Annotated in this window: 27 protein-coding genes, 2 tRNA genes and 1 pseudogene; 11 read left to right on the top strand and 19 right to left on the bottom strand. The window is 71.5% G+C overall.

From position 1 onward, the window contains the following. Window positions 1-79: 79 nt before the first annotated feature. Together P2T37_RS07715 and P2T37_RS07710 are read left to right on the top strand one after the other, a co-directional pair. The gene (locus P2T37_RS07715; protein WP_276233331.1) at window positions 80-514 is read left to right on the top strand and encodes a histone-like protein; all 435 of its coding nucleotides are present in this window, start codon (window positions 80-82) and stop codon (window positions 512-514) included. Continuing rightward, window positions 514-1,518, top strand: a complete 1,005-nt coding sequence (locus P2T37_RS07710) for a histone deacetylase family protein (protein ID WP_276233330.1) — start codon at window positions 514-516, stop codon at window positions 1,516-1,518. Before P2T37_RS07715 ends, P2T37_RS07710 begins: the two co-directional genes overlap by 1 nt. Before the next feature lie 28 nt (window positions 1,519-1,546). Here P2T37_RS07710 and P2T37_RS07705 read toward each other — a convergent pair whose 3' ends face one another. Then, window positions 1,547-2,305, bottom strand: coding sequence for a histidine kinase (locus P2T37_RS07705; protein ID WP_276233329.1), 759 nt, complete (start codon window positions 2,303-2,305; stop codon window positions 1,547-1,549). Window positions 2,306-2,341: 36 nt separating this feature from the next. Continuing rightward, entirely contained in the window at window positions 2,342-3,700 is a 1,359-nt protein-coding gene (gene cca, locus P2T37_RS07700; protein ID WP_276233328.1) for a CCA tRNA nucleotidyltransferase, read from the bottom strand. A gap of 99 nt (window positions 3,701-3,799) precedes the next feature. Between cca and P2T37_RS07695 the strand changes: the two genes are divergently transcribed. From P2T37_RS07695 to P2T37_RS07685, 3 genes are all read left to right on the top strand, one after another. Next, a tRNA-Asn gene (locus tag P2T37_RS07695) sits at window positions 3,800-3,904 on the top strand. 68 nt (window positions 3,905-3,972) lie between these two features. Next, entirely contained in the window at window positions 3,973-4,443 is a 471-nt protein-coding gene (locus P2T37_RS07690; protein WP_276233327.1) for a group I intron-associated PD-(D/E)XK endonuclease, read from the top strand. 28 nt (window positions 4,444-4,471) lie between these two features. Continuing rightward, window positions 4,472-4,546: transfer RNA gene (locus P2T37_RS07685), tRNA-Ile, on the top strand. A 37-nt stretch (window positions 4,547-4,583) separates the two neighbouring features. Here the strand turns inward: P2T37_RS07685 and P2T37_RS07680 are convergent. After that, a complete protein-coding gene (locus P2T37_RS07680; RefSeq protein WP_276233326.1) occupies window positions 4,584-4,730 on the bottom strand; it encodes a hypothetical protein in 147 nt (48 codons plus the stop codon). A gap of 436 nt (window positions 4,731-5,166) precedes the next feature. Here P2T37_RS07680 and eif1A point away from each other — a divergent pair, with 436 nt between their 5' ends. After that, window positions 5,167-5,451, top strand: a complete 285-nt coding sequence (gene eif1A, locus P2T37_RS07675) for a translation initiation factor eIF-1A (RefSeq protein ID WP_276233325.1) — start codon at window positions 5,167-5,169, stop codon at window positions 5,449-5,451. Between the two features lies 1 nt (window position 5,452). Here eif1A and P2T37_RS07670 read toward each other — a convergent pair whose 3' ends face one another. Genes P2T37_RS07670 through P2T37_RS07660 form a run of 3 tightly spaced genes read right to left on the bottom strand, consistent with a single transcriptional unit; the run spans window position 5,453 to window position 6,392 of the window. Next, complete coding sequence (locus P2T37_RS07670; protein ID WP_276233324.1) at window positions 5,453-5,716, bottom strand: hypothetical protein; 264 nt, start codon at window positions 5,714-5,716, stop codon at window positions 5,453-5,455. Then, window positions 5,713-6,177 carry a hypothetical protein gene (locus P2T37_RS07665; RefSeq protein WP_276233323.1) on the bottom strand — a complete coding sequence of 155 codons (465 nt, stop codon included), beginning with the start codon at window positions 6,175-6,177 and terminating at the stop codon, window positions 5,713-5,715. The genes P2T37_RS07670 and P2T37_RS07665 overlap by 4 nt, the downstream gene beginning before the upstream one ends. 38 nt (window positions 6,178-6,215) lie before the next feature. Further along, the gene (locus P2T37_RS07660; protein ID WP_276233322.1) at window positions 6,216-6,392 is read right to left on the bottom strand and encodes a hypothetical protein; all 177 of its coding nucleotides are present in this window, start codon (window positions 6,390-6,392) and stop codon (window positions 6,216-6,218) included. A gap of 77 nt (window positions 6,393-6,469) precedes the next feature. On the opposite strand from P2T37_RS07660, the gene msrB reads away from it, so the two are divergent. After that, window positions 6,470-6,880: a peptide-methionine (R)-S-oxide reductase MsrB gene (msrB, locus tag P2T37_RS07655; RefSeq protein WP_276233321.1), complete on the top strand. Its 411-nt coding sequence runs from the start codon at window positions 6,470-6,472 to the stop codon at window positions 6,878-6,880. An 84-nt stretch (window positions 6,881-6,964) separates the two neighbouring features. Here the strand turns inward: msrB and P2T37_RS07650 are convergent, their stop codons facing one another. The 5 genes from P2T37_RS07650 to P2T37_RS07630 form a co-directional block, all read right to left on the bottom strand. After that, window positions 6,965-8,179 (bottom strand): choice-of-anchor W domain-containing protein, encoded by a 1,215-nt coding sequence (locus P2T37_RS07650; RefSeq protein ID WP_276233320.1) that lies wholly within the window; start codon window positions 8,177-8,179, stop codon window positions 6,965-6,967. Between the two features lie 80 nt (window positions 8,180-8,259). Then, a complete protein-coding gene (locus P2T37_RS07645) occupies window positions 8,260-9,573 on the bottom strand; it encodes an MFS transporter (protein ID WP_276233319.1) in 1,314 nt (437 codons plus the stop codon). Window positions 9,574-9,595: 22 nt separating this feature from the next. Next, window positions 9,596-10,642: a Brp/Blh family beta-carotene 15,15'-dioxygenase gene (locus P2T37_RS07640; protein WP_276233318.1), complete on the bottom strand. Its 1,047-nt coding sequence runs from the start codon at window positions 10,640-10,642 to the stop codon at window positions 9,596-9,598. Further along, window positions 10,639-11,406, bottom strand: coding sequence for a lycopene cyclase domain-containing protein (locus P2T37_RS07635; protein ID WP_276233317.1), 768 nt, complete (start codon window positions 11,404-11,406; stop codon window positions 10,639-10,641). Before P2T37_RS07635 ends, P2T37_RS07640 begins: the two co-directional genes overlap by 4 nt. 48 nt (window positions 11,407-11,454) lie before the next feature. Further along, entirely contained in the window at window positions 11,455-12,174 is a 720-nt protein-coding gene (locus P2T37_RS07630; RefSeq protein ID WP_382211138.1) for a bacteriorhodopsin, read from the bottom strand. A 169-nt stretch (window positions 12,175-12,343) separates the two neighbouring features. Between P2T37_RS07630 and ubaA the strand changes: the two genes are divergently transcribed. Continuing rightward, window positions 12,344-13,156: an SAMP-activating enzyme E1 gene (gene ubaA, locus P2T37_RS07625; protein WP_276233316.1), complete on the top strand. Its 813-nt coding sequence runs from the start codon at window positions 12,344-12,346 to the stop codon at window positions 13,154-13,156. On the opposite strand, the gene P2T37_RS07620 is transcribed toward ubaA, so the two are convergent. Genes P2T37_RS07620 through P2T37_RS07610 form a run of 3 tightly spaced genes read right to left on the bottom strand, consistent with a single transcriptional unit; the run spans window position 13,149 to window position 14,765 of the window. Further along, entirely contained in the window at window positions 13,149-13,427 is a 279-nt protein-coding gene (locus P2T37_RS07620; protein WP_276233315.1) for a DUF7526 family protein, read from the bottom strand. The genes ubaA and P2T37_RS07620 overlap by 8 nt on opposite strands. A 31-nt stretch (window positions 13,428-13,458) precedes the next feature. Continuing rightward, on the bottom strand, window positions 13,459-13,854 hold the full coding sequence (locus P2T37_RS07615; RefSeq protein WP_382211830.1) for a desampylase: 396 nt from the start codon (window positions 13,852-13,854) through the stop codon (window positions 13,459-13,461). Next, window positions 13,851-14,765, bottom strand: coding sequence for an ABC transporter substrate-binding protein (locus tag P2T37_RS07610; RefSeq protein ID WP_276233313.1), 915 nt, complete (start codon window positions 14,763-14,765; stop codon window positions 13,851-13,853). Before P2T37_RS07610 ends, P2T37_RS07615 begins: the two co-directional genes overlap by 4 nt. A 104-nt stretch (window positions 14,766-14,869) precedes the next feature. Here P2T37_RS07610 and P2T37_RS07605 point away from each other — a divergent pair, with 104 nt between their 5' ends. Both P2T37_RS07605 and uvrB read left to right on the top strand, forming a co-directional pair. Continuing rightward, window positions 14,870-15,022 carry a DUF7331 family protein gene (locus P2T37_RS07605; protein ID WP_276233312.1) on the top strand — a complete coding sequence of 51 codons (153 nt, stop codon included), beginning with the start codon at window positions 14,870-14,872 and terminating at the stop codon, window positions 15,020-15,022. Between the two features lie 26 nt (window positions 15,023-15,048). Further along, the gene (uvrB, locus tag P2T37_RS07600) at window positions 15,049-17,106 is read left to right on the top strand and encodes an excinuclease ABC subunit UvrB (RefSeq protein ID WP_276233311.1); all 2,058 of its coding nucleotides are present in this window, start codon (window positions 15,049-15,051) and stop codon (window positions 17,104-17,106) included. A gap of 172 nt (window positions 17,107-17,278) precedes the next feature. On the opposite strand, the gene P2T37_RS07595 is transcribed toward uvrB, so the two are convergent. Together P2T37_RS07595 and P2T37_RS07590 are read right to left on the bottom strand one after the other, a co-directional pair. Beyond that, on the bottom strand, window positions 17,279-19,009 hold the full coding sequence (locus tag P2T37_RS07595; RefSeq protein WP_276233310.1) for an excinuclease ABC subunit C: 1,731 nt from the start codon (window positions 19,007-19,009) through the stop codon (window positions 17,279-17,281). A gap of 69 nt (window positions 19,010-19,078) precedes the next feature. Next, on the bottom strand, window positions 19,079-19,531 hold the full coding sequence (locus P2T37_RS07590) for a peroxiredoxin (protein WP_276233309.1): 453 nt from the start codon (window positions 19,529-19,531) through the stop codon (window positions 19,079-19,081). A 93-nt stretch (window positions 19,532-19,624) separates the two neighbouring features. On the opposite strand from P2T37_RS07590, the gene P2T37_RS07585 reads away from it, so the two are divergent. Further along, entirely contained in the window at window positions 19,625-20,392 is a 768-nt protein-coding gene (locus P2T37_RS07585; protein WP_276233308.1) for an SDR family NAD(P)-dependent oxidoreductase, read from the top strand. Here the strand turns inward: P2T37_RS07585 and P2T37_RS07580 are convergent. The 3 genes and pseudogenes from P2T37_RS07580 to P2T37_RS07570 form a co-directional block, all read right to left on the bottom strand. Then, window positions 20,389-20,952, bottom strand: a complete 564-nt coding sequence (locus P2T37_RS07580) for a PaaI family thioesterase (protein WP_276233307.1) — start codon at window positions 20,950-20,952, stop codon at window positions 20,389-20,391. The two genes, P2T37_RS07585 and P2T37_RS07580, sit on opposite strands and share 4 nt — an antisense overlap. 36 nt (window positions 20,953-20,988) lie before the next feature. After that, on the bottom strand, window positions 20,989-21,225 hold the full coding sequence (locus P2T37_RS07575; RefSeq protein ID WP_276233306.1) for a hypothetical protein: 237 nt from the start codon (window positions 21,223-21,225) through the stop codon (window positions 20,989-20,991). Next, a pseudogene (locus P2T37_RS07570) lies at window positions 21,226-22,027 on the bottom strand (M48 family metallopeptidase). Window positions 22,028-22,073: the final 46 nt, after the last annotated feature.

Genomic DNA, 22,073 nt, shown 5'->3' with positions numbered 1-22,073 from the left:
CGCCGCGGGCGGTCGCGGCGGCGACCGCCGGAGGCCAAAAAAGCGGGATTTTAAGACACTCTCGCCCCGTCGTAGCCCTATGAGCGTCGAGCTACCGTTCGCCCCGGTAGACACCATCATCCGTCGCAACGCCGGCGACCTCCGCGTGAGCGCGGGGGCGGCGGAGGAGCTGGCGCGACGAATCCAGGAGCGCGGCGCCGCGCTCGCCGTCGAGGCGGCCGAGCGGGCCACCGCCGACGGCCGCAAGACACTGATGGCGGCCGACTTCGGGACGGCGGGCGAGGAGGCCGAGCTGGAGCTGCCAATCGCGCCCGTGGACCGTATCGCCCGCCTCGACATCGACGACCGCTACCGCGTCGCCATGGACGCGCGGGTGGCGCTCGCGACCCGGCTGGAGGGGTTCGCCGACACCGTCGCCGCGGCCGCCGCGGTGCTCGCGCGCCACGCCGACCGGCGCACGGTCAAGCGCGCCGACGTCGAGACGTACTTCGAGCTCCGCCCGTACTACGAGTGATGAGGTTCGGCTACCGCGAGGCGTGTCTCCGCCACGACACCGGCGCCCGACACCCGGAGACCGCCGACCGGCTCCGAGCCATCAAGCGGGGACTCGCGAAGGAGCACGGCGTCGTCTACGACGAGGGAACGCCGGCCGAGGTCGGGGAGGTGACGGCGGTCCACGACGCCGACTACGTCGAGTCGGTCGAGGCGTTCTGTGCCGACGGCGGCGGGACGTGGGACGCCGACACCGTCGCCGTCGGGGCGACGTGGGACGCGGCGCTCGCCTCCGCGGGGCTGTCGCGGTGGGCCGCCGAGGCCGCGCTCGACGGGCGCGACGGCCGCGAGACGCCCTTCGCCGTCGGCCGGCCCCCGGGCCACCACGCCGAGTACGACGACGCGATGGGGTTCTGTTTCTTCAACAACGTCGCCGTCGCCGCGGAGGCGGCGCTCGCCCGCGACGACGTCGACGGCGTCGCCGTCTTCGACTGGGACGTCCACCACGGCAACGGGACGCAGGACATCTTCTACGACGACGACCGGGTGTTCTACGCCTCCGTCCACGAGCGGGGGCTGTTCCCGGGCACGGGGAACCTGAAGGAGACGGGAACCGGCGACGCCGTGGGGACGACGCTGAACGTCCCGTTCCCCGGCGGCTGTGGCGACGCGGAGTACCTCGCCGCCGTGGACGAGGCGGTCGCGCCCGCGACCCGGCGGTTCGACCCCGACCTCGTGCTCGTCTCCGCGGGGTTCGACGCCCACCGGAAGGACCCCATCTCGCGCCAGCGCGTCTCGACGGAGGGGTACGGGGTGCTGGCCGAGCGGATGACCGAGCTGGCCGACGCCTGCGACGCGTCGCTCGCGTTCGTACTGGAGGGGGGCTACGGGCTGGAGGCGCTCGCCGAGTCCGTCAGGAAGGTGAACAGCGTCTTCGACGGCTACACGCCCGCCCCGGTGGAGGGGGAGCCGAACGACCGCGCGGCGAGCGTCCTCGCGGACGTGCGCGAGGTCCACGACCTGTAAGTCGCCGCCGCGGCACCGGCCGCCCGGGCTACAACCCGGCGACGACGCCCTCGATGTCCGCGACGAGGTCCGCGTCGAACGTCCAGTAGCCGTTCCACTCGTTCGCGCCGGCCTCCACGGCGACGAGCGCGGCGGGCTCCTGCTCGTCGTCCGGGGTGAACACGACGAACCACGTCCGGCGGTAGGCGGGGTCGGTGCCGCCGTGGACCGACAGGCCGTCCGGCATGTCGTCGTAGTCGGGGACGCCGTAGACGTGGGTATCGACGGCGCTCGCGCCGAGCCGTTCGTACACCGCGCGGGTGCCGCGCTCGTCGTCGATGCGGGAGAGCCGCTGGAACGACGAGCGGAGGGTGCCGCCGTCCGCGGCGAGCGCCCGCGCCTCGATGTAGCGCGACAGCACGACGAGCAGCAGTTTCTCCTTGTTCGAGACGGGGTAGCCGCGGACCCGGAAACGCGTGCCCGCGAGCGCGGTCAACACGTCCGGGGCCCCGTGGCGGTCCAGGCCGGCGGTGGCGGTCCGGTAACTGTCGCTGTTGACGAGCAGGTACGCGTCCATCAGGTCGCCCAGCGGGGAGACGGCGACCGTCTCGCCGCCCTCGACGAGGACGACCCGCGGGCCGTCCACCGTGTCGGTCGTCGCCGTGGCGACGGTGACTGGCTGGTTCTCGAACGCGTCCTCCAGCAGGCGGGTGAGCGGCGTCGGCTCGTCGGAGTCCACGACGAGCAGGGTCCGGTCGATTTCGTCGTGGCCGACGAACCCCCGGAGCCGCCCCAACGACTCGGTCATGAACGTGTTGACACGTCAGGCGCTATAAACACACCGTCAGACTCGGGGCTCGAAATACCGGGCGAGGGCGGTCCCGAACTCGTCCGCGAGCGCCGCGACCTCCGCGCCCGCGAGCGTCCCGTACTCCTCGTCGAGCGCGCGCTCGACGGCCGGGCCGAGCGCGACGGAGAAGAGGTCGTCGCTCGCCGCGAACGACTCGGGGGTCAGGTGGTCACGCGGCCGCTCGACCACGTAGCGGTCGCCGTCGAGGTACGGGCCCGTCACGGCGTCGTCGTCCACATACACCTCGAAGAAGCCCGTCGCGTGCTCGCGGACGCCGACGGGCGGTCCCTCGTGGCGCTCGACGGCCGGGAGTTCGGCCACCTCACACTCCACGAACAGCACCGCGGTCTCGTCGGCGAACCGCGCCGAGCGCAGGGGGGCGAAACCGCGGCGGGCGAGCGCCCCCTCCAGCCCCGCGAGCGACTTGTCGAGCTGGGGGTATAGCTGGTCCTCGACCACGCCCGGCGCGGGGAAGCGCACGGCCACCGGGTGGGTGCCGCGCGCCTCGACGCGCTCCCGGACGGCGTCGGCGTCCAGCGGGTCGGGGTCGCGCGGCTCGAACAGCGACTCGCGCGGGTCGGCGAGCAGTTCGCGGCTGTAGTGGATGAGCCGCGCGAGGTTCGACTCGGAGAGCGAGGCGGCGACGTTGCGCTCGGGGTCCGTCGGGTCCACGACGACGAGCGCGTCGTCGAAGCTCCGGGTGCCGTGGCCCTCGGGGTCGAACCGGACCGGCGGGGACCAGTCGGCCGCCGCCGCCACGAGCGGCCGGAACCCGCCGTGGTCGAGTACGAGCAGTTCCGCGAGGTAGCCCGCGAACCCCTTCGTGCGGAGGTCGGAGCCGTACGCGCCGATGCCCTTCAGGAACGCCTTCGTCACGCGCACGTCGGCCGCGAGGTCGTCGTCCAGCCGCGACTCGACGTAGGCGGTGTGGAAGGGCGTCCGGTCGACCGCCGAGCGGATGTCCGCCGCCGAGTCCACGTCGTAACACGGGACGCAGTCCACGTCGAACCCCTCGAAGGTCCCCTTCACGTAGGGGTGTTCCGCGTACTCCTCGTGGCCGTCCGCGAGCACGGCGTGGCCCACCGCGAGCCCGTACGCTTCCAGCCGGTCGCGGGGGAGGTCCGGCGGAAACCGCACGAACACGTCGATGTCGCGGTCGCCCGCGAGCCACGTCCCCCGCGCCGTCGAGCCGACCAGCAGCACGTCGGCCTCGGTGTCGAGGTCCGCGAGCGCGTCCTCGGCCCGCTCGCGCAGCGCCGTCGCCGCGGCGTCGAGGCGCGCGCGCTCCGCGGCGTCGGGCGTCACGCGCTCGCTGACACGCTCGACGACCGCCGCGAACGACGGGGGTGTCATGGGCGGGCTTCGACGCCCGGTTTCAAACCCGTGTCGGTGCGCCCCGGCGCGAAAACGAAAGCCCTATCTGTCGAATCGGACTACCCGAGAATGCGTCGTGCCGCCTTAGCTCAGTTGGTAGAGCACCTCGCTGTTAAGGTGCGTGGGGTCACCCCGCGGGCCGCAGACACGAGGTGGTCCCAGGTTCGAGCCCTGGAGGTGGCGTCCTTTCCGTTCCCGCACGGCGAGCGACCGCCCCGTAGTTTCACCCGTCCGCCCGCCGACTGACGGGTATGGTCGACCGGGAAGCCGCGTTCGAGGCCCTCGACGGACCGCACGAGCGAGGACAGGCGAGCGAGGCGCTCGTCAAGGCCGCGTTCCTCGTCCGCGGTGTTTCGGTGTCGACCCCCGAGTACGACAACGAACCGTACGACCTCGTCGTACACCTCGACGGGGATTTCCGCCGCGTACAGGTGAAGACCGCCTACCGGAACAAGCCCGGAACCGTCCAGTTCGAGACCGTAAGCACGCGACGCCGCGGAGAGGGATACGACCGTGAGGGCTACCGCGGACGTGCCGACCTGTTCGCGGTGTACAATCCCGTGCTGGACGAGGTGTACGCGGTTCCCGTTGCGGACGCGGCGGAGGGAAAGACGGAGATACGGTTCGAACCGACCGACAACGGCCAGCGCGCGGGAATCCGGTGGCACGAGGACTACTTGCTCGACGCGTATCTGGCCGGCCGCGACCCTTCGATACGCTGAAGTCCGGCCCCGTGGACAGGTCGTGTACGGGCCCTTAGCTTAGTCCGGTTAGAGCGCTCCGCTCATAACGGAGTGGTCGTTGGTTCAAATCCGACAGGGCCCATCCGTTTTCGCCGTTCCCCAGCGTTGAGCCCCACGGCTCACCCGCGACGGACGAACAGGGCGGCGATGCCGACGAGCAGGAGCGCGAGGCCCCACCACACGGAATCGCCGGGGAGGTACGCGAGAAGCAGCGTCACGACGCCCGACGAGACGAGCGACCAGCCGACGGTGGTCCGGGAGGCCATATCGGCGGTCGCCCGACACCGGCAATAAACACCGATGACGGTTGGACGGCGGTAGGGAACGACTCCGGTCGTGGGGAGCGTGACGGCGGGCGAAAGCACCCCATACGGTCGCGCGTTGGGAGCCGGGGTCGCGGTTCGGACGGCGTCTGAGCTCACGACGACGGGTCGGACGCCCGGTCCGGTCGGCGTGGAAACGCCGGAGACGCGTCTCGTCGGGTGGAAAAGCCATGCGGGTGGGGCGTTTCCCGGGGGAGGGAAGCGCTTCCGGGGGAGTGGGGGAGTTGGAAGCGTCCCCGACCCGCGGTGGCTGTCAGGGTGTTGATTTACAAGGCATATAAATCAAGTGGCCGAGTCGCACGAACGGTCGGTTCGGCGGCGACGGGGCGGGTCCCGGCGGATACGACCGCTTAACTGTCTGGGGGAGCTATCAACGACAATGAGTGAGGACAGCGGGCGCAAGCCCCTCCGGATGCCCGACGAGAACCAGCAGTTCGCCGTCGTGACGAACATGCTGGGCGGCGGGCGCGTGCGCGTGCGGTGTGCAGACGGCAAGGAGCGGATGGGCCGCATCCCCGGCCGGATGCGGTTCCGGACGTGGATCAACGAGGGCGACGTCGTGCTCATCGAGCCGTGGGACTGGCAGGACGAGAAGGGAGACATCGAGTGGCGCTACGACGAGCAGGACGCCCAGCAGCTCCGCGAGGAAGGCCACATCGAGTAAGCTACTCGTCGTCGCGCAGCTCCGAGAGCCGCGCGGCCGCGTCGTCGGTCGAGTCGCCCTCGCGCCGGTTCTCGGGGGCGGACCGTTCGGGCTCGGGCGCGTCGTCGTTCGCGGACACGAGCCGCGTCGAACCGCACAGCGGACACGTCTTTCCCTCGGTTTCCGTCCCGCAGACCTCACAGACGAGCGGCGCGTCCGCGTCGGCCGTTCCCGACGCCTCCCCGCCGAACAGCCCCGAGAGCCACGCGCGCAGCCGCGCTATCATCGGTAGTGGCGGAAGAGGAGGCCGCGCACGTCGTCCTGCGTCCGGGCCGTCTCCGTGGAGCCGTCGGGGAGGTCGACCTCGTACGGCTCGTCGCCGCCGCTCTCGCGCCACTTGTCGTCGTGCTCGTCGAGGAGGTTCATCATGGCGTTCAGACGGTTCGCACCGGCGTCGTCGTCCTCGGTGGCGGTTCCGTCGTCGTCCGTCGCGTCCTCGGTCGCGTCGTCCCCGTCGTCCTCGGTGGAGGCGCCGGCACTCGGTTCGGGAGCCGGGTCGCTCGCGGTCCCGGCCGACGGCGCGGCCTCGGCGTCCGTCTCGGCGGGGGGCGTGTAGGTGTCGAGGAGGTACGCCACGGCGTCGCGCGTGCGGACGTGGCCGTACGGGCCGGCGAGCGCCGCGGCGACGTCGTCGCGGACCGCCTCCAGTCGGTCGAGCTGGTCCTCGGTCACCTCGATGGTGGGCATACCCGAGGAGGGGGCGCGCCGCGGCTAATAGTTACGGGCTACGTCGTGAATCCCCCGTCGCCGTCGAACTCGTCGAGCACCCACTCCAGTTCCTCGATGGCCCGCAGCGTGGCGACCTCGGCCTCCTCCTCCAGCGGCGACGCCGGGGGGTCCTGCTCGTCGTACGCCGCCTCCAGCGCCGCGATGCGCTCGCGTATCTCGGCTTCCGTTCGCATACCCGAGCGTCCGCGCGGGTCGCCTTCAGCGTACCGCCGCCGGAGGGCCTACCTGCCTGCGCGCCCTACCCCGAGCCATGTCGGACTCGAAACGGACGGTACCCGAGAGCGACGAGGAATGGCGCGAACTGCTGACCGACGAGGAGTACGAGGTCCTCCGCGAGCAGGGCACGGAACCGAAGTTCACGGGCGAGTTCATCGGCAAGGACGACGAGGGCGAGTACCGGTGTGCCGGCTGCGGCGCGCTGCTGTTCGACTCCGAGACCAAGTTCGACACGGAGGGGTCGGGGTGGCCCTCCTTTTACGACGCCGTGGAGGGCGCCATCGAGTTCCGCGAGGACCGCTCGCACGGGATGGTCCGCACGGAGACGGTGTGTGCCGAGTGCGGCGGCCACCTCGGACACGTCTTCGACGACGGCCCGAACCCGACCGGGAAGCGGTTCTGTATCAACTCCGTCGCGCTGGACTTCGAGGAGACGGAGGACTGAGCGAGGGAGGCGAGGACTGAGGAGACGAAGGGCGGAGGAGGGGAGCGAAGGAGTGAGGAAGGACTGTTTTCGCCGTTTCGGACCTCAGACCTCGTCGAGGACGCCCTCGGCGTCCGCGGCGACGACGTGGACGTAGAAGGCCAGTTCGCCGGGGACGGGCGCGTCGGCGCCGGTCCAGACGAAGCGCACCTCGCCGGTCAGCGTGAAGTTCGCCGGGTCGTCCACGTCGAGCAGGGCGTAGCGCTCGCCGCCCGCCGACTCGACGGTGAGGTTCACCAGCCCCTCGCCCGCGTTCACGGCGAGCGGGACGCCGTCGAGCGTGAGGTTGCCGAGGGAGACGCTCCCGTTGGCGACGCCGTCGCCGTCGGGGTCGTACGCCGCGGCGGTGAGCGCGACGGCGTCGCCGCCGCCCACGCCGGGCGTCCACGCGACGCTCGTGTTGCCGACGACGAGGGTCGCGTTCCCGTCCGCGAACGTCAACACGAACGTCTCGGCGGTGTCGTTCGCCCACTCGTGGGCGGTGTCGTTCCCCTCGAGGCCGACGCCGGCTTCGAGGCGGACGGACTCGTTGCCGCCGAACTCGCCGCGCGCCTGCCACGCGGTCGGGCCGTCGAGCGCGAGCGACCCCCAGCCGTCGCCGGAGCCGGCGAGCGAGAGGCCGTGTTCGGTCTCCTCGTCGGGGACGGGTGCCTGCTCGGGCGAGGGCGACGGCGAGTACGTCGGCGGCCGCCACGCGGGGGTCGGCGTGGGGGTCGCGGTCGGCGTGGGTTCCGGCGTCGGCGTCGGGGTCACGGTCGGCGCGGGCGTCGGTTCCGGCGTCGCGGTCGGCGTCGGCGTGGCCGTGGGGGTCGCCGTCGGCGTCGAGGGCGTCGTCACCGCGGGCGGGACCGTCGGGGTCGGCGCGGTCCAGCGCGCGAGCACGAAGGAGTTGCCCGTCTCGGGGTCGACCCACAGCACCTGCACGTCGTCCGCCGCGCCGCCGCCGACGAAACAGGAGACGCCGGACCGGGCCGTCGTGACGGCCGGGTCGCAGGCCCCGTCGGCGAAGGTACCGAGCGAGACGCCGCCGTCGTGCATCACCACCAGTTCGTCGCCCGCGAGCGTCGCGCCGCCGACGTGGGTGACGGTCAGGTCGTCGCCGTCCGCCGCGAACTCGAAGCTCGCCAGCGGGACGGCGACGGAGATGCCCAGCCCGAGGTCGGAGCCGTAGCCGTACACCGTCGTCCCCAGCACGAGCGCGAGGACGACCAACAGCGTTACCCCCACTACCGGCCCCTGGCCCCGCGCGTCGTTCGTCATGTCAGTGTCCACGACGTGGAGGGGCATAGCCAATCGTTCCGTACCGGCGGTAGGGTGCCGTTACCGGCGTTCTCTCGGGCTTACCACGTGCGGAGCGCGGCGGGGCCGTGCTGGGCCGCGAGGACGGCGAGGAAGACGACCACGGCCGACAGCGCGGCCGCGCCGCCCGCGTAGAACACCCACGCCATCCCCACCTCGGTCATGAGCCAGCCGCCGAGGAACGGGGCGGCGACCGAACCGGGCCGCCAGACGAACTCCCGGATACCGAACGAGGAGGCGACGCCCCCGCCCTCGGTGTTCTCCCCCTCGTCGGCGAACAGCGCCATGCTGGCCGGCTCGCGGAAGGCGTCGGTCGCCCCGAGCAGGGCGTTCGCGCCCACGAGCGGGAGGAACGCGGGCGTGAGCGTCGCGAGGCCCGCCACGGCCTCCGAGACGCCGACGACGCGCACGAGGGCGGTGTCGGCCAGCGCGGCGGCGCCGGGCACCCCCGGCGGGAGGCCGAGCGCCGTCCCGATACCGGGCGCGAAGGGGACGGCGAGCGCGACGAGGCCGTAGCCCGCGCCGCCGGCGGCGACGAACGCGGCGCGGCCGAACCGGTCGGAGAGCCGGCCGGTGTACGGCTGGAACGCCATGTTCGCGGCCTTCTCGGCGGTGATGACGACCGCGACGGCGAAGGAGCCGTAGGCGAGGCCGCCCTGTGCGGCCTCGACCCCGGCGTAGATGGGCACCCACGTCCGCACCAGCGTGACGGCGACGGCGTACTGGCCGCGGAACGTCGAGAGCGTGCGGAGCCGCTCGTTCACCGACAGCGAGGAGAAGGGGAACCCCTCGATGCGGACGGGGTCGGGCCGGACGAAGGCGACGAGCGCGACGAGCGCGAGCGCGAGCAGGGCGACGAGCAGGCCGTACACCGCGCGAAAGCCGTATATCTCGTATATCGCGCCGACGGAGAGCGAGCCGACGATGCCGGAGGCGAGGCGGGCGGCGTTCGCCTTCCCGATGTGGTTGGCCCGCTCCCCCGTGGGGGCGAGTTCGCCGACGAGCGACAGCGACATCAGCGACGCGCCGGTCGCCGCGAAGCCCTGCACCGAGCGGGCGGCGACGAAGCCCCACGAGCCGGTGACGAACGCGAAGCCGACGTAGGAGACGAGCGCGAGCGCGACGGCGACGGCGAGCACCCGGCGCTTGTCGCCCGCGTCGCCGCCCCACGCGAACGGGACGATGGCGACGGTCGAGGCGAGCGTGAACGCGGAGGTGTAGAGGCCGATGACGAGGCCCGACGGGTCGTACAGCGAGATGTACGTCGGCAGGAGCGTGACGAGCGCCGCGAGGCCGAAGCCGCCGGAGAAGCGGACGAAGTAGAGCGACAGGAACTGGAGTCGGTCGCCGTTCACGCCCGGCGTTCCGGCCGGCCGTTCAAGCGCGTTCCGATACGGCGGCGCGCCACAGGCCCTGGGCGCGGTCCATCCACGCGACGACGGCGACGTGCGGGAGCGTCAGCGCCGCGATGAGCACGAGGTAGAGGCCGACGAACCCCGGCACCGTCGTGGGGCGGTCGGGAACGACGAGGTACAGCCCCCCGAGGAAGGCGAGCGAGAGGGCGGTCAGCGGCGCGGCCTGCTTCGCGAATCGGACGAGCGCGGGCCGGACGCGCCCGCGCCGGAGTCCCCGAACCGAGGGCTCGTCGAGCAGAGCGAGGCGGGCGACGTGGCGCGCGGCGTGCCACAGACAGAAGTACGTCCCGACGGCGAGCACCGGGGGAACGGTGGCGAAGAACGCCCCGAGCAGGACCGTCTCGCCGGCGTCGAGTCGCCACCCCGCGCCACCGCTCCGGTACCCGAGCGCGAGGTGGACGGCGACGAGCAGGGCGAACCCGACGCCGACGACGAGGCGGACGTCGGGGGCGAAGGCGGGTGCGAGCGGGTCTGGCGCCGCGGCGAAGGGGGCGACGAGCGCCCCGGCGACGGCGCGGTACTGCTCGGGGAAGGCGACGAGCGGGACGAGCATCGGGAAGCCGCCGCGGACGACCGCGGCGAGGACGCGCTGTGGGCGCGACCGGAGGTGGTCGCCGCCCCCGAGCGCGACGACCGCGTGGACGTCGCCCTGCCCCCAGTGGGCCAGCGTGAGGAGGATGAAGAAGGCGAAGCAGGCGACCGGGACGAGGAACCACGCCGCGGTGTACGCGCCGCCGAGAAGGGCGTAGAGCAGGCCCACGCCGAGCATCGAGCGGGCGTCCGGCGACTCGCCGCGCAGGCGCGCCGGGACGAGGTGGTCGATGGCCCCGTGGGGGAGCCCCACGAGGACGACGGAGACGACGAGCGGGAGGTACTGCAGTTCGAGGGGGACCGCGGGGTCGAACGCGAAGACGGCCGCGAGGAGCGCGCAGGCGACCCAGCCGGGGGCGAGCGCCCACGTCCGGACCGTGTCGCGGGCCGACGCGGGGGGGAACAGGGCGGCGCTCACTGGCCGACGGGGTCGGCGGGCACGTTCGCGGGGTCGATACCCAGCCGCTCGGTGAGCCACAGCCACAGGACGAGCCCCTGGACGACGAACAGGTTCGTACACAGGAAGAACAGGGCCTCCTCGAGGGGGAGGCCGGCGAAGGCGAGCCCGGTGGTGTAGGTCGGCGACAGCTTCCAGATGCCGACGCCGATGGCGACGGTGTCGGCCGCACACAGGTACAGCGTCGGCAGGCCGACGCCGACGGCCACGGTCCGGCGCTTCTCGACGAGGTACGGCCAGCCGAACGCCCACTGGATGGCGAAGACGGGGCCGGCCCACCCGAGGAGCGCCCCGAGGTACGTGGTCGTCCCGCCGCGGAGGTACAGCGCGACCCCGACGGCGCATATCGCGAGGCCGGCGAGCGCGCCGAGCGCGCGGTTCGGGAGCGAAACGGCGAGCGGCCGGTCGGAGGGGTCCGTGAACTGGTAGAGCCACAGCGCCGTGGCTATCGGCTGGACGGCGATGAACAGCAGTTCCTCGTAGGGGATGCCCCACAGCCGCGCGCGGACGGCCCCCTCGCCGTAGGTCCAGACGCCCCGCCCGATGAGCGCCATCTCCCACGGGATGGTGTAGAGAACGGCGACGGCGACGAGGATGCCGATACCGCCCCACTGGACCCGCGCGCGCGGAAGCCGGAGGCGGCGCAGCGAGACCCCCAACACGAGGACGAACAGCAGGGGCGCGAGGAAGACGAGGTGGAATCCGAGATAGCTCAGCGCGGCCATACGGCTACTCGGTGCGGCGTCGTGAAAAAGACGGCTACGGAGCGGTCCTCAGTCGGCGGACTGCGCCGCGGCCGACGAGACCGAGTCGAGCACCTTGCGGCTGCGGAGCAGGATGAACCCGAACCCGACCTTCGCGGCGAGGTCGAGCACGGCGAACAGCGCCGTCTCCGTCGTCAGCCCGATGTAGCCGAGCGTGGACTCCGTCCCGATGATCCACACGATGGGATACGCGGTCCAGAGCACGATGACGATGTTACGGAGCGTGGAGAACGTCGCGGCGACGTCCCCCGAGCGCTTCGCGGCCTGCTGGCTCAGCGTGGAGACGAGGAAGTACAGCAGCGCGACGAAGAAGCCGCAGCTGATACCCCACCACGCGATGCGGAAGGTCGCGCCCTCGGTCGCGAGCGCGCCGGCGAGGCCGGTGACGACCATCGCCACGTCGAGGCCGACGAGCGTCGCGATGGTGTTGCGGTTCGCCCCCGCGAGCAGCGCGAGGTCGAGCAGCAGCAGCGGCGTGGTGAACAGCCAGTCCGCGTACCGCGCCCAGTAGATGTCGATGCCGGCCACCTCTATCAGGCCGTACCCCGTCGCCATGCTGAAGTACGACACCGCGGCGATGGCCGTGATGAAGATGGTGATTATGTAGAACTCCTGCTTCTGTTCGTCCTTCTCGCCCCACCCCATCGCGATGAACGCGAGGGTGCCGAGGGCCATCCCGATGGTGCCTATCCAGAGGATAAGCTCCTCCGTACTGCCTGGTTGTACCATAGTCCACCCTCTTCTAGGTCGGGAGCGCATATAATAGCCCCACCCTAACGTGGTTAAATCGGGGGCCGAACACCCCGTAGAGACGGTATGGGGGCCGTTTGTGTCCTCGCCGCCCGGACGTTTTCCGGGCGGGGGAGCCTTTAGGTTCCCGCGTCGCCGAACCCGGACGATGAGTCTCGCGCTCGACGCGGAGGGGCTGGACCGCTACTCCAGACACATCATCATGGACGGGGTCGGCCCGGAGGGACAGGCCGACCTGCTCGACTCGCGGGTGCTGTGTCTCGGGGCGGGCGGCCTCGGCTCCCCCGTCATCCAGTACCTCGCGGCCGCGGGCGTCGGTACCCTCGGCGTCGCCGACGACGACGTCGTCGAGCGGTCGAACCTCCAGCGACAGGTCATCCACGCCGACGCCGACATCGGGGTCCCGAAGGTCGAGTCGGCGAGGGGGTACGTCGAGCGGCTGAACCCCGACATCGAGGTCGAGACCCACGAGACGCGCGTCACGGCCGACAACGTCGAGGAACTGGTCGCGGAGTACGACGTCGTCGTGGACGGCTCGGACAACTTCGAGACGCGCTACCTCGTGAACGACGCCTGCACGCTCGCGGGCGTCCCCTTCTCGCACGGAGCCATCCTCCGGTTCGAGGGGCAGGTGACGACGTTCGAGGCGAACGACGGGGGGCCGTGCTACCGCTGTCTGTTCCCTGAGGCCCCCGAACCGGGCACCGTCCCCTCCTGTGCGGAGGCGGGCGTGCTCGGCGTCCTCCCCGGCGTCGTCGGGACGATACAGGCCACGGAGGCCATCAAGCTCCTGCTCGACTACGGGGAGACGCTCGACGGCCGGTTCGTCTTCTACGACGCCGCCGACATGACCTTCGAGGAGATTCCGCTGGAACCGCGCCCGGACTGTCCGGTGTGCGGCGACGGCGACACCATCGACTCCGTCCACGACGTGGAGTACGTCGGCGGCTGCACTATCTGACCTCGTACACACCCGGCGTGTCCGTCTCCGCGGCCTCGACGGTCAGTTCCTCACCCTCCTCGGCCCCCTCGTCGGCCACCAGCGTCACGGCCTCGATGGGGGACCGGCGGAGGAACGCCCACACCCGCTCGCCCAGCGACGGCGACCCCCCTTTCCGGCCGACGAGGAGGTAGCGGCCGTCGGCCCGCTCGCGCAGCGCCGGGTCGAGGTCGTACTCGTCGAGTTCGTCGGGCGCGACGACGTGGACCACCTCGACCGTGAGTTCGCTCACGGGCGGACCTCGCGGGCCGCGGACAAGTGCCTTACTCGACGGCGACGGGGTCGAACCGCTCGCCCGTCCACCGCCACGCGCCCACCGCGGGGTCGCCGTCGAGCGAGACGATGGCGTACACGTACCCGCCCCACGTCGCCAGCCGCTCGTCCGTCTCGCTCGGGGCGAGCGGGCCGCGCGGGTGCGAGTGGTAGAAGCCGACCACCTCGTCGCCCGCGGCCTCGACGGCGTCGAGCGCGGCGAGCAGTTCGGCCGGGTCGAGTTCGTAGCGGGTCTCCGGGTCGGCGGCGGCGTTCGTCGCGCGCTCGACGCGCGTCACGCGGTCGGGGTCGCGCTCGCCGACGAGGACGCCGACCACCTCCTCGGGCGCGCCCTCGCGGGCGTGTGCGACCATCGCTTCGCGGGCGTCCGAAGCGAGCCGCATCAGGCGACCCGCCGCTCCAGCCGGCGGGCGGCGTCCGCGGGCGGCGCGTCGAACGCGTCGGGGGAGAGACACCACCCGAGGTACGCCATCGTCTCGACGAGCCGCGGCCCCGGGCGGTTGACGAAGCGGTGCCCGTCGAGCGCGAACGCGCGGTCGTTCCGGACCGCGGCGAGGTCGTCCCACCCCTCCCGGTCCGTGAGGTCGCCGAGGTTCGCCGCCGTCTGTGCGAGGTCGAAGCCGCACGGCGCGACGACGGCCACCTCGGGGTCGTACGCGCGTATCTCCTCCCACTCGAACGGGCGGGAGGCCGCCCCGCGTTCCTGCAGACCGAACTCGCCGCCCAGCCGCTCGACCATCCCCGGTATCCAGTGGCCCGCGACCATGGCGGGGTCGGTCCAGTCGAACACCGCGACGCGGGGGGTGTCGCCGCCCGCGGCCGCGGCCCGCGCCTCGATGTCGGCGACCCGCTCGCGGAGGTCCGCGACCACCTCGGCCGCGCGCGCCTCCCGGTCGAGCGCCGTGCCCAGCCGCTCGATATCGTCGAGCACGTCCGAGAGCGAGTGCGGGTCCGTGGTGACCACCTCGCAGTCCAGCCCGAGCTCCTCGACGGCCTCGCGGACGAGCACCTCGTCGACGGCACACACGTCACAGATGCCCTGCGAGACGATCACGTCCGGGTCGGCCTCGGCGAGCACGTCCTTTCGGATGGCGTAAACGCCGCCCGACTCCTCGGCGTCGAGGACCTGTGCGTCTATCTCGCCGGCCGAGGCGGTCGGGTCGACCCGCGCGCGGTTGGCGTCCGGCAGGTCGGCCGCTCGGGGCGGGTAGTCGCACTCGTGGGAGGTGGCGACCGGCTCCACGCCGAGCGCGTAGACGATCTCCGTCGCGGACGGGAGCAGGCTGACGACGCGCATACCGGGGTCACGGGCGCGGGGCGATTAAGCGTCCGGGAGATTCGGGTGAGAGTCGGGACGGAGTTCGGAGAAGGGTCTTTGCGGGGAACGGCGAAGCCGGAGGTATGAGACGCCGCGGCGGCACCCGACCGGAGCCCGACGAGGAGGAGCCGGTGTCGGAGATCGCCTTCGAGGACGGCGCGTTCGTCATCTACGACCCGGCGAACCCGGACGCGTGGCTGTGGACCGACGACCCGGCCCCGGCGACGAGCGACTGAAGTGTCGCGGCCCCCTTCCTCCGGCGATGAGTGATTCGCAGTCCGGCCCGCTGCGCCCCGACCGGCCGGACGCCGAGAAGCCGTTCCGCGTGGACGCGCCGTTCGAGCCGGCGGGCGACCAGCCCGAGGCCATCGCCGAACTCGTCGACGGCTACGAGTCCGGCATGGAGAAACAGACCCTGCTCGGGGTGACGGGGTCGGGGAAGACCAACACCGTCTCGTGGACGATAGAGGAGCTCCAGCGGCCCACCCTCGTCATCGCCCACAACAAGACGCTCGCGGCACAGCTGTACGAGGAGTTCCGGGAGCTGTTCCCCGACAACGCCGTCGAGTACTTCGTCTCCTACTACGACTACTACCAGCCGGAGGCGTACGTCGAGTCCTCGGACACCTACATCGACAAGGAGATGTCCATCAACGAGGAGATAGACCGGCTCCGCCACTCCGCGACGCGGTCGCTGCTCACCCGCGACGACGTCATCGTCGTCGCCTCCGTCTCGGCCATCTACGGACTGGGCGACCCGGCGAACTACACGGAGATGGCGCTGCGGCTGGAGCCGGGCGACCGCATCGACCGCGACGACCTGCTCGCCGAACTCGTGGACCTGAACTACGAGCGCAACGACGTGGACTTCCATCAGGGGACGTTCCGCGTGCGCGGCGACACGGTCGAGATATTCCCGATGTACGGCCGCTACGCCGTCCGGGTGGAGTTCTGGGGCGACGAGATAGACCGGCTGACGAAGGTGGACGTCACCGCGGGCGAGATGAAGGGCGAGGAGCCGGCGGTGCTCGTTCACCCGGCGGAGCACTACTCGATTCCGGAGGGGACCATCGAGGAGGCCACCGCGGAGATAGAGGAGCTGATGGAACAGCGCGTGCGCTACTTCGAGCGACAGGGCGACCTCGTCGCGGCCCAGCGCATCGAGGAGCGCACCACCTTCGACCTGGAGATGCTCCGGGAGTCCGGCTACTGTTCGGGCATCGAGAACTACTCCGTCCACATGTCCGACCGCGAGAGCGGGGAGGCGCCGTACACCCTGCTCGACTACTTCCCCGACGACTTCCTCACCGTGGTCGACGAGTCCCACCAGACCATCCCGCAGATAAAGGGGCAGTTCGCGGGCGACAAGTCCCGGAAGGACTCGCTCGTGGAGAACGGCTTCCGCCTCCCGACGGCGTACGACAACCGCCCGCTCACCTTCGAGGAGTTCGAGGAGAAGACCGACAAGACGCTGTACGTCTCCGCGACCCCCGGCGACTACGAGCGCGAGGAGTCCGAGCGCATCGTCGAGCAGATCGTCCGCCCGACCCACCTCGTGGATCCCGAGATAGAGGTGACCGACGCGGAGGGGCAGGTAGAGGACCTGCTCGACCGGGTGGCGGAGCGCGTCGAGCGCGACGAGCGCGTGCTCGTGACGACGCTGACGAAGCGGATGGCCGAGGACCTCACCGAGTACCTGGAGGAGGCGGGCGTCGGCGTCGAGTACATGCACGACGAGACGGACACGCTCGAACGCCACGAGATAATCCGCGACCTCCGGCTGGGGAACATCGACGTGCTCGTCGGCATCAACCTCCTGCGCGAGGGGCTCGACATCCCCGAGGTGTCGCTCGTCTGTATCCTCGACGCCGACCAGGAGGGGTTCCTGCGGTCGGAGACGACGCTCGTCCAGACGATGGGTCGGGCCGCGCGCAACGTCGAGGGGAAGGTCGTCCTCTACGCGGACCGGACGACAGACGCGATGCGGTCGGCCATCGAGGAGACGGCCCGGCGCCGCCGCATCCAGCAGGCGTTCAACGAGGAGCACGGCCACACGCCCCGCACCATCGAGAAGGAGGTCGGCGAGACCTCCCTGCCGGGGTCGAAGACGGACACCTCGGGCGTCTCGGGGCTGGAGGCCGATTCGGTCGACGAGGCCGAGGAGCTGGTCGAGTCGCTGGAGCGCCGGATGGGCGAGGCCGCGGACAACCTGGAGTTCGAGCTGGCGGCCGACATCCGCGACCGTATCCGCCGGCTGGAGGCCGAATTCGAACTCGACGTGGCCGACGACGTCGGCGTGCCCGCGCCCGACGAGCCGTAGAACAAGTCCGCTTTACTTAGGACAAGCGAAAGCAATGTTTTAGTGTCGCCCCCGAGAGGGTGGGGTACGGTCGCCCCGACCCCGACACGCCGCTTGGTACACGGCACGCAGTGGGTGCACGTCGCACGGGTCGGGCGGGGCCGGATTCCGCCCCGCGAGCGGCGGCGCTCGGCTACAGCCGCGCCGCGATGGTCGCCGCCGTCGCCGGGCCGACCCCCTCCACGTCGGCGAGTTCCGCCTCGCTCGCGTTCCTGACGCCCTCGACGCTCCCGAACCGCCGGAGCAGCCGCCGGCGCAGTTCGGGGCCGACCCCCGGCAGGTCGTCGAGCGTCGTCGAGACGGCGTCGCGCACCTGCTGGTGGTACGCCACCGCGAACCGGTGGGCCTCGTCGCGCACGCGCTGGAGCAGGCGGAGGTGGTCGGCGTCGCTCGGCCAGTCGTACGCGCGGTCGGGCGCGACGACGCGCTCCTCGGCCTTCGCGAGCCCGACTGCGGGGACGTCCCAGCCCGTCTCCTCCAGTGCTTCCAGCGCCGCGTTCAGTTGCCCCTCGCCACCGTCGATGAGGAGCAGGTCCGGGTCCGGGCGGTCGTCGCGGCCCGCGACGGCGCGCTCGGCGCGCCACCGCACCAGCCGCCGCATGTTCGCGTAGTCGTCGTTCTCGTCCGCGAGCTTCTTCCGGCGGTAGTCCGCCTTCGACTCGTCGCCGTCCACGAAACACACGTCGGAGCCGACGACCGCCTTCCCCTGCGCGTGGCTCACGTCGAACCCCTCTATCCGGTCCGCGGCGTCGATACCCAACTCCGCGGCGAGCGCCGCGCACTCGTCGCGCCGGCCCGTCTGCCGGCGCGCGTTCTTCAGCGCGAGGTCCACGAGCGTCGCCTCCCGGCCCGCGCCCGGCACCCGCACCGCGGTGCCCTCGCGTTCGAGCCAGTCGAGCACGTCGGGGTCGGACGGCCGCTCCTGGAGCAGTACGGCATCGGGCAGGTCGCGCTCGGCGTAGAACTGCGGCAGGAACGCCGACAGCAGGCGCGACACCTCGCTCGCCTCGGGGGCCGTGACGCGGTGGCGCTCGCGGTCCACCAGCTTCCCGTCCTCGCTGACGAGGCGGGCGACGGTGGCGTCCGCGCCCTCGACGGCGACGCCCAGCACCTCGACGCGCGCCTCCCGGGCCTCCCCCTGCACCGCCGCCGCGCCGCCCTCGTGGAACGACTCCACGGCGGCGAGACGGTCGCGGAGGTTCGCGGCGCGCTCGAACTCCTGCTCGCCCGCGGCCGCCTCCATCGCCGCCCGCATCGGGTCGGCGAGTACGCCCGTCTCCCCGTCGAGGAAGCGCCGGACGGAGTCCACGTCCCCGAGGTAGCTCTCCGCGTCTATCTCGCCCACGCACGGCGCGGTACACAGCCCCACCTCGTAGTCGAGACACGGCCGGTCGCGCCCCGCGAACTTGTAGTCCGAACAGCCCCGGACGCCGAACGTCTCCCGGAGCGCCTTCACCGCCGTCTCCACCCGGCCCTTGTTCGTGTAGGGGCCGAACACCGTCGCGGCGTCGTCCGGGTCGCGCGTTATCTCGATGCGCGGGAACTCGTGGTCCGTCAACTGGACCAGCGGGTACGACTTGTCGTCCTTCAGCCGGACGTTGTACTTCGGCTGGAACCGCTTGACGAGGTTCGCTTCGAGGAGGAGCGCCTGCGTCTCCGTCTCCGTCACCGAGAAGTCGATGCGCTCGGCGCGCGCCACCATCCGCCGGATGCGCTCGCCGCGCGGGTCCGCGTACGACCGCACCCGGTCGCGCAGGTCCACCGCCTTCCCCACGTAGAGGACGGCGTCGCCCCGCTCGAACTGGTAGACGCCGGGCTTCGTCGGCAGGTCGTTCGCCCGCGCCCGCACCGCCTCGGTGTCCACGGTTCGCCTAGCGGTCGCGGGGGTATCAGCGTGACGCGTTCGACGGGAAGCGAGGGTGTGCTCGCCGACTCAGAGCGCGTCGATGTCGGCGAGCAGCTGTTCGGCGTGGTCCTCCGGGTCGACGCCCTCGTAGGCGAGCACGACCTCGCCGTCGCGGACGACGTACGTGTTGCGGAACACGCCCTCGACCGTGTTGCCGAAGACGTTCTTCTCGCCGTAGGAGTCGTAGGCGCGCGACACCTCGCCGTCCGTGTCCGAGAGCAGTTCGACCGGGAGGTCGTACTCGTCGGCGAACGTCCGGAGCGCGGGCACGGGGTCGTCGCTGATACCGAACACGTGTACGCCGCGGTCCTCGTACTCGTCCCACGCGTCGCGGAAGCCGCAGGCCTCGGTCGTACAGCCGGGGGTGTCAGCGCGCGGGTAGAAGTAGACGACGGCGATACCCTCCTCGGGGAGCGAAACGGTCTCGTCGTCCTGGTTCGGGAGCGCGAATCGGGGGGCCTCGGTGCCGGGTTCGAGCATGGCGGAGGGCGGGGCGCGGGCCCGAAAGCCGTTGCGGAGGCGGGGTTTCCAGCGGTAGGGAGGAACTAAGTGCGCCGCATCGAACGTACGGGCATGCGACACGAAGGTCGAACGGTGTTCGTTACGGGTGCCGGACAGGGTATCGGCGAGTCGGCGGCGAAGCGGTTCGCCGAGGAGGGCGCGTTCGTCGTCGTGACGGACGTGAACAGCGAGACCGGCCCCGGGACGGTCGCGGACATCAACGACGGCGACTACGCCGGCGAGGCGGAGTTCACCGAACTCGACGTGACCGACTCGGAGGCGTTCCACGCGGCCGTCGACGCCACCGTCGAGGAGTACGGCCTCGACACCGTCGTCAACAACGCCGGCGTCGGCCACCCGCCCGCGGACATCGAGGACACCGACCAGTCGGTGTTCGACTTCGTCTTCGACGTGAACGTCCGGGGCGTCTGGAACGGCTGTCACGCGGCGCTCCCGCACCTGAAGGAGCAGGGCTCCGGCAACATCGTCAACATCGGCTCGCTCGCCTCCTTCTACGGCCTCCCGAAGCAGGGCGTCTACTCGCTCACCAAGGGCGCGGTGATGAACTTCACGCGCGCCGTCGCCGCCGAGGCCGGCCGCTCGGGCGTCCGGTGTAACGCCGTCTGCCCGGCCTTCACCGACACGGAACTCGGCCAGCAGTTCTTCGCCAGCCGCGAGGACCCCGAGAAGGCCCGCGAGATAATGCTGAAGCGGTACCCGCTGGGTCGGCTGGGTAAGCCCGAGGAGATAGCCGACGCCATCGAGTTCCTCGCCAGCGACCGCGCGTCCTACATCACCGGGGAGGGGCTCCGCGTGGACGGCGGGTTCTCGACCTCCTAACGCCCCGCGGCCATCTCGTCGCGGAGCGTGAGACAGACGCTCTCCAGCCGCGCGACCAGCGACCCCTCCGCGTCGGTCACGTCGCACTCGACGAGGCCCACCGTGCGCCCGCCCTTCACGACGTTCCCCTCGGCCCGGAGCGTCCCCTTCCACACCGGCTTGAGGAACTTCACGTCGAGTTCGAGCGTGGTGAACGACTCCTCCTCGGAGAGCGTGCTGGCGTACGAGTAGCCCATCGCGGCGTCCCCGAGGTCACACAGGACGCCGCCGTGGAGCGTCCCCATCGGGTTGGCGAAGCGGGGGCTGGCCTCCATCTCCAGCGTGACGCTGCCCGGTTCCATCGCCACCGGCTCGAAGCCCAGCAGCGCGCCGATGGGCGGCGGTATCTCCGCGACCGTCTCCCGGCCGACCGGCTCGTCGCTCTCCACGTACGTCTCCACGGAGCGGCGCATCGTCGCCTCGTCCGCGGCCAGTTCCGCGAGGCGCGCGGCGGGGTCGTCGCCGAGTGCCGCGGCCGTCTCGGGGGGCAGTTCGACCGTCACAGCGACCGTCTCGTCCATGCCGCGGCTTCCCCGGCCCCGGGTATAGCCGTTCGCCTAGACGAGGCCCGCACCCGACGCCGCGAAGTAGCCGCCCGCGAGGACGAGCGCCGCGCCGACGACGCGCACGAGGAGGCGGAGACGGTCGGAGCCGTCGCCGTCGGTGCCGTACTCGCCGCCGCGGTCCGGCAGCCGCCCGGCGAACTGCACCCTGAGGACGGCGCCCGGCGCGGCGAGACAGACGAGCCCGAGGCCGACGCCGAGGACGGCCGCCAGCAGGGTCCGCGTGTCCATCTACGCGCGGAGGCGTTCGATGCGCTTCTCGACGGGCGGGTGGGTGGAGAACAGCTTCGCCAGCCCGGAGCCGTCGCCGAAGATACACAGCGCGTTCACCTGCTCGTCCACCGCCGAGTCGGAGGCGCGCTCGTTGCCCCGCGATATCTTCTCCAGCGCGCGGGCGAGCGGGTCGCCGCCGCCGATGGCCTCGCTCGCGTCGCTGTCGGCGACGTACTCCCGGTAGCGGGAGATGGCGAGCACGAACACCATCACGAGCATCTGCACCAGCTGGCCGACGACGATGGCGAGGAAGAAGTCGACGATCTCGTTGTCGCCGGTGAGCAGCACGACCCACTGGGCGACGATGGCGACGATGGAGGCGATACCCTGTCCGAGCACCATCATCACCACGTCGCGGTTGGCGATGTGCGCGAGTTCGTGCGCCAGCACGCCCTCCAGTTCGTCGTCGTCGAGCAGGCGGATGAGTTCCTCGCTGACGACGACGACGCCCGCCCCCTTCCGCCCGACGGCGAAGGCGTTCGGGACGCCCATCGAGGCGACCTTCAGCGTCGGCTTCTCGATGCCCATCTCGTCGGAGAGCCGCTCCACGCGCTCGTGGATGCCGGGGTAGCGCCCCCTCGGGCATGTCCTCCGCGCCGACGCTGCGGAGCGCGGCCCACTTGCCGACCTTGTACTGGACGCCGACGAACAGGACGCTCCCGACCAGCACGAGCGGGAGGACGCCGGTCCCGAACATCCCCAGCAGAACCGCGGCCGCGACGGCGTAGAAGGCGAACAGGATGGAGCCGACGACGGCCATCCTGGCCTTCAGTCCGAAGTGATCCATACCCGCGGTATTCGCGCCG

The organism is Halosegnis marinus (assembly GCF_029338355.1).
In the GTDB taxonomy this organism is placed as follows: Archaea; Halobacteriota; Halobacteria; order Halobacteriales; family Haloarculaceae; genus Halosegnis; species Halosegnis marinus.
The sequence above is the reverse complement of the archived record's forward strand: the minus strand, read 5'-3'. Positions and strand labels throughout refer to the sequence as shown.

Coding starts and splice junctions, on each gene's coding strand:
- P2T37_RS07715 (WP_276233331.1), top strand. CDS start 80: ATGAGCGTCGAGCTACCGTTCGCCCCGGTAGACACCATCATCCGTCGC.
- P2T37_RS07710 (WP_276233330.1), top strand. CDS start 514: ATGAGGTTCGGCTACCGCGAGGCGTGTCTCCGCCACGACACCGGCGCC.
- P2T37_RS07705 (WP_276233329.1), bottom strand. CDS start 2,305: ATGACCGAGTCGTTGGGGCGGCTCCGGGGGTTCGTCGGCCACGACGAA.
- cca (WP_276233328.1), bottom strand. CDS start 3,700: ATGACACCCCCGTCGTTCGCGGCGGTCGTCGAGCGTGTCAGCGAGCGC.
- P2T37_RS07690 (WP_276233327.1), top strand. CDS start 3,973: ATGGTCGACCGGGAAGCCGCGTTCGAGGCCCTCGACGGACCGCACGAG.
- P2T37_RS07680 (WP_276233326.1), bottom strand. CDS start 4,730: ATGGCCTCCCGGACCACCGTCGGCTGGTCGCTCGTCTCGTCGGGCGTC.
- eif1A (WP_276233325.1), top strand. CDS start 5,167: ATGAGTGAGGACAGCGGGCGCAAGCCCCTCCGGATGCCCGACGAGAAC.
- P2T37_RS07670 (WP_276233324.1), bottom strand. CDS start 5,716: ATGATAGCGCGGCTGCGCGCGTGGCTCTCGGGGCTGTTCGGCGGGGAG.
- P2T37_RS07665 (WP_276233323.1), bottom strand. CDS start 6,177: ATGCCCACCATCGAGGTGACCGAGGACCAGCTCGACCGACTGGAGGCG.
- P2T37_RS07660 (WP_276233322.1), bottom strand. CDS start 6,392: ATGCGAACGGAAGCCGAGATACGCGAGCGCATCGCGGCGCTGGAGGCG.
- msrB (WP_276233321.1), top strand. CDS start 6,470: ATGTCGGACTCGAAACGGACGGTACCCGAGAGCGACGAGGAATGGCGC.
- P2T37_RS07650 (WP_276233320.1), bottom strand. CDS start 8,179: ATGACGAACGACGCGCGGGGCCAGGGGCCGGTAGTGGGGGTAACGCTG.
- P2T37_RS07635 (WP_276233317.1), bottom strand. CDS start 11,406: ATGGCCGCGCTGAGCTATCTCGGATTCCACCTCGTCTTCCTCGCGCCC.
- P2T37_RS07630 (WP_382211138.1), bottom strand. CDS start 12,174: ATGGTACAACCAGGCAGTACGGAGGAGCTTATCCTCTGGATAGGCACC.
- ubaA (WP_276233316.1), top strand. CDS start 12,344: ATGAGTCTCGCGCTCGACGCGGAGGGGCTGGACCGCTACTCCAGACAC.
- P2T37_RS07610 (WP_276233313.1), bottom strand. CDS start 14,765: ATGCGCGTCGTCAGCCTGCTCCCGTCCGCGACGGAGATCGTCTACGCG.
- P2T37_RS07605 (WP_276233312.1), top strand. CDS start 14,870: ATGAGACGCCGCGGCGGCACCCGACCGGAGCCCGACGAGGAGGAGCCG.
- uvrB (WP_276233311.1), top strand. CDS start 15,049: ATGAGTGATTCGCAGTCCGGCCCGCTGCGCCCCGACCGGCCGGACGCC.
- P2T37_RS07590 (WP_276233309.1), bottom strand. CDS start 19,531: ATGCTCGAACCCGGCACCGAGGCCCCCCGATTCGCGCTCCCGAACCAG.
- P2T37_RS07585 (WP_276233308.1), top strand. CDS start 19,625: ATGCGACACGAAGGTCGAACGGTGTTCGTTACGGGTGCCGGACAGGGT.
- P2T37_RS07580 (WP_276233307.1), bottom strand. CDS start 20,952: ATGGACGAGACGGTCGCTGTGACGGTCGAACTGCCCCCCGAGACGGCC.
- P2T37_RS07575 (WP_276233306.1), bottom strand. CDS start 21,225: ATGGACACGCGGACCCTGCTGGCGGCCGTCCTCGGCGTCGGCCTCGGG.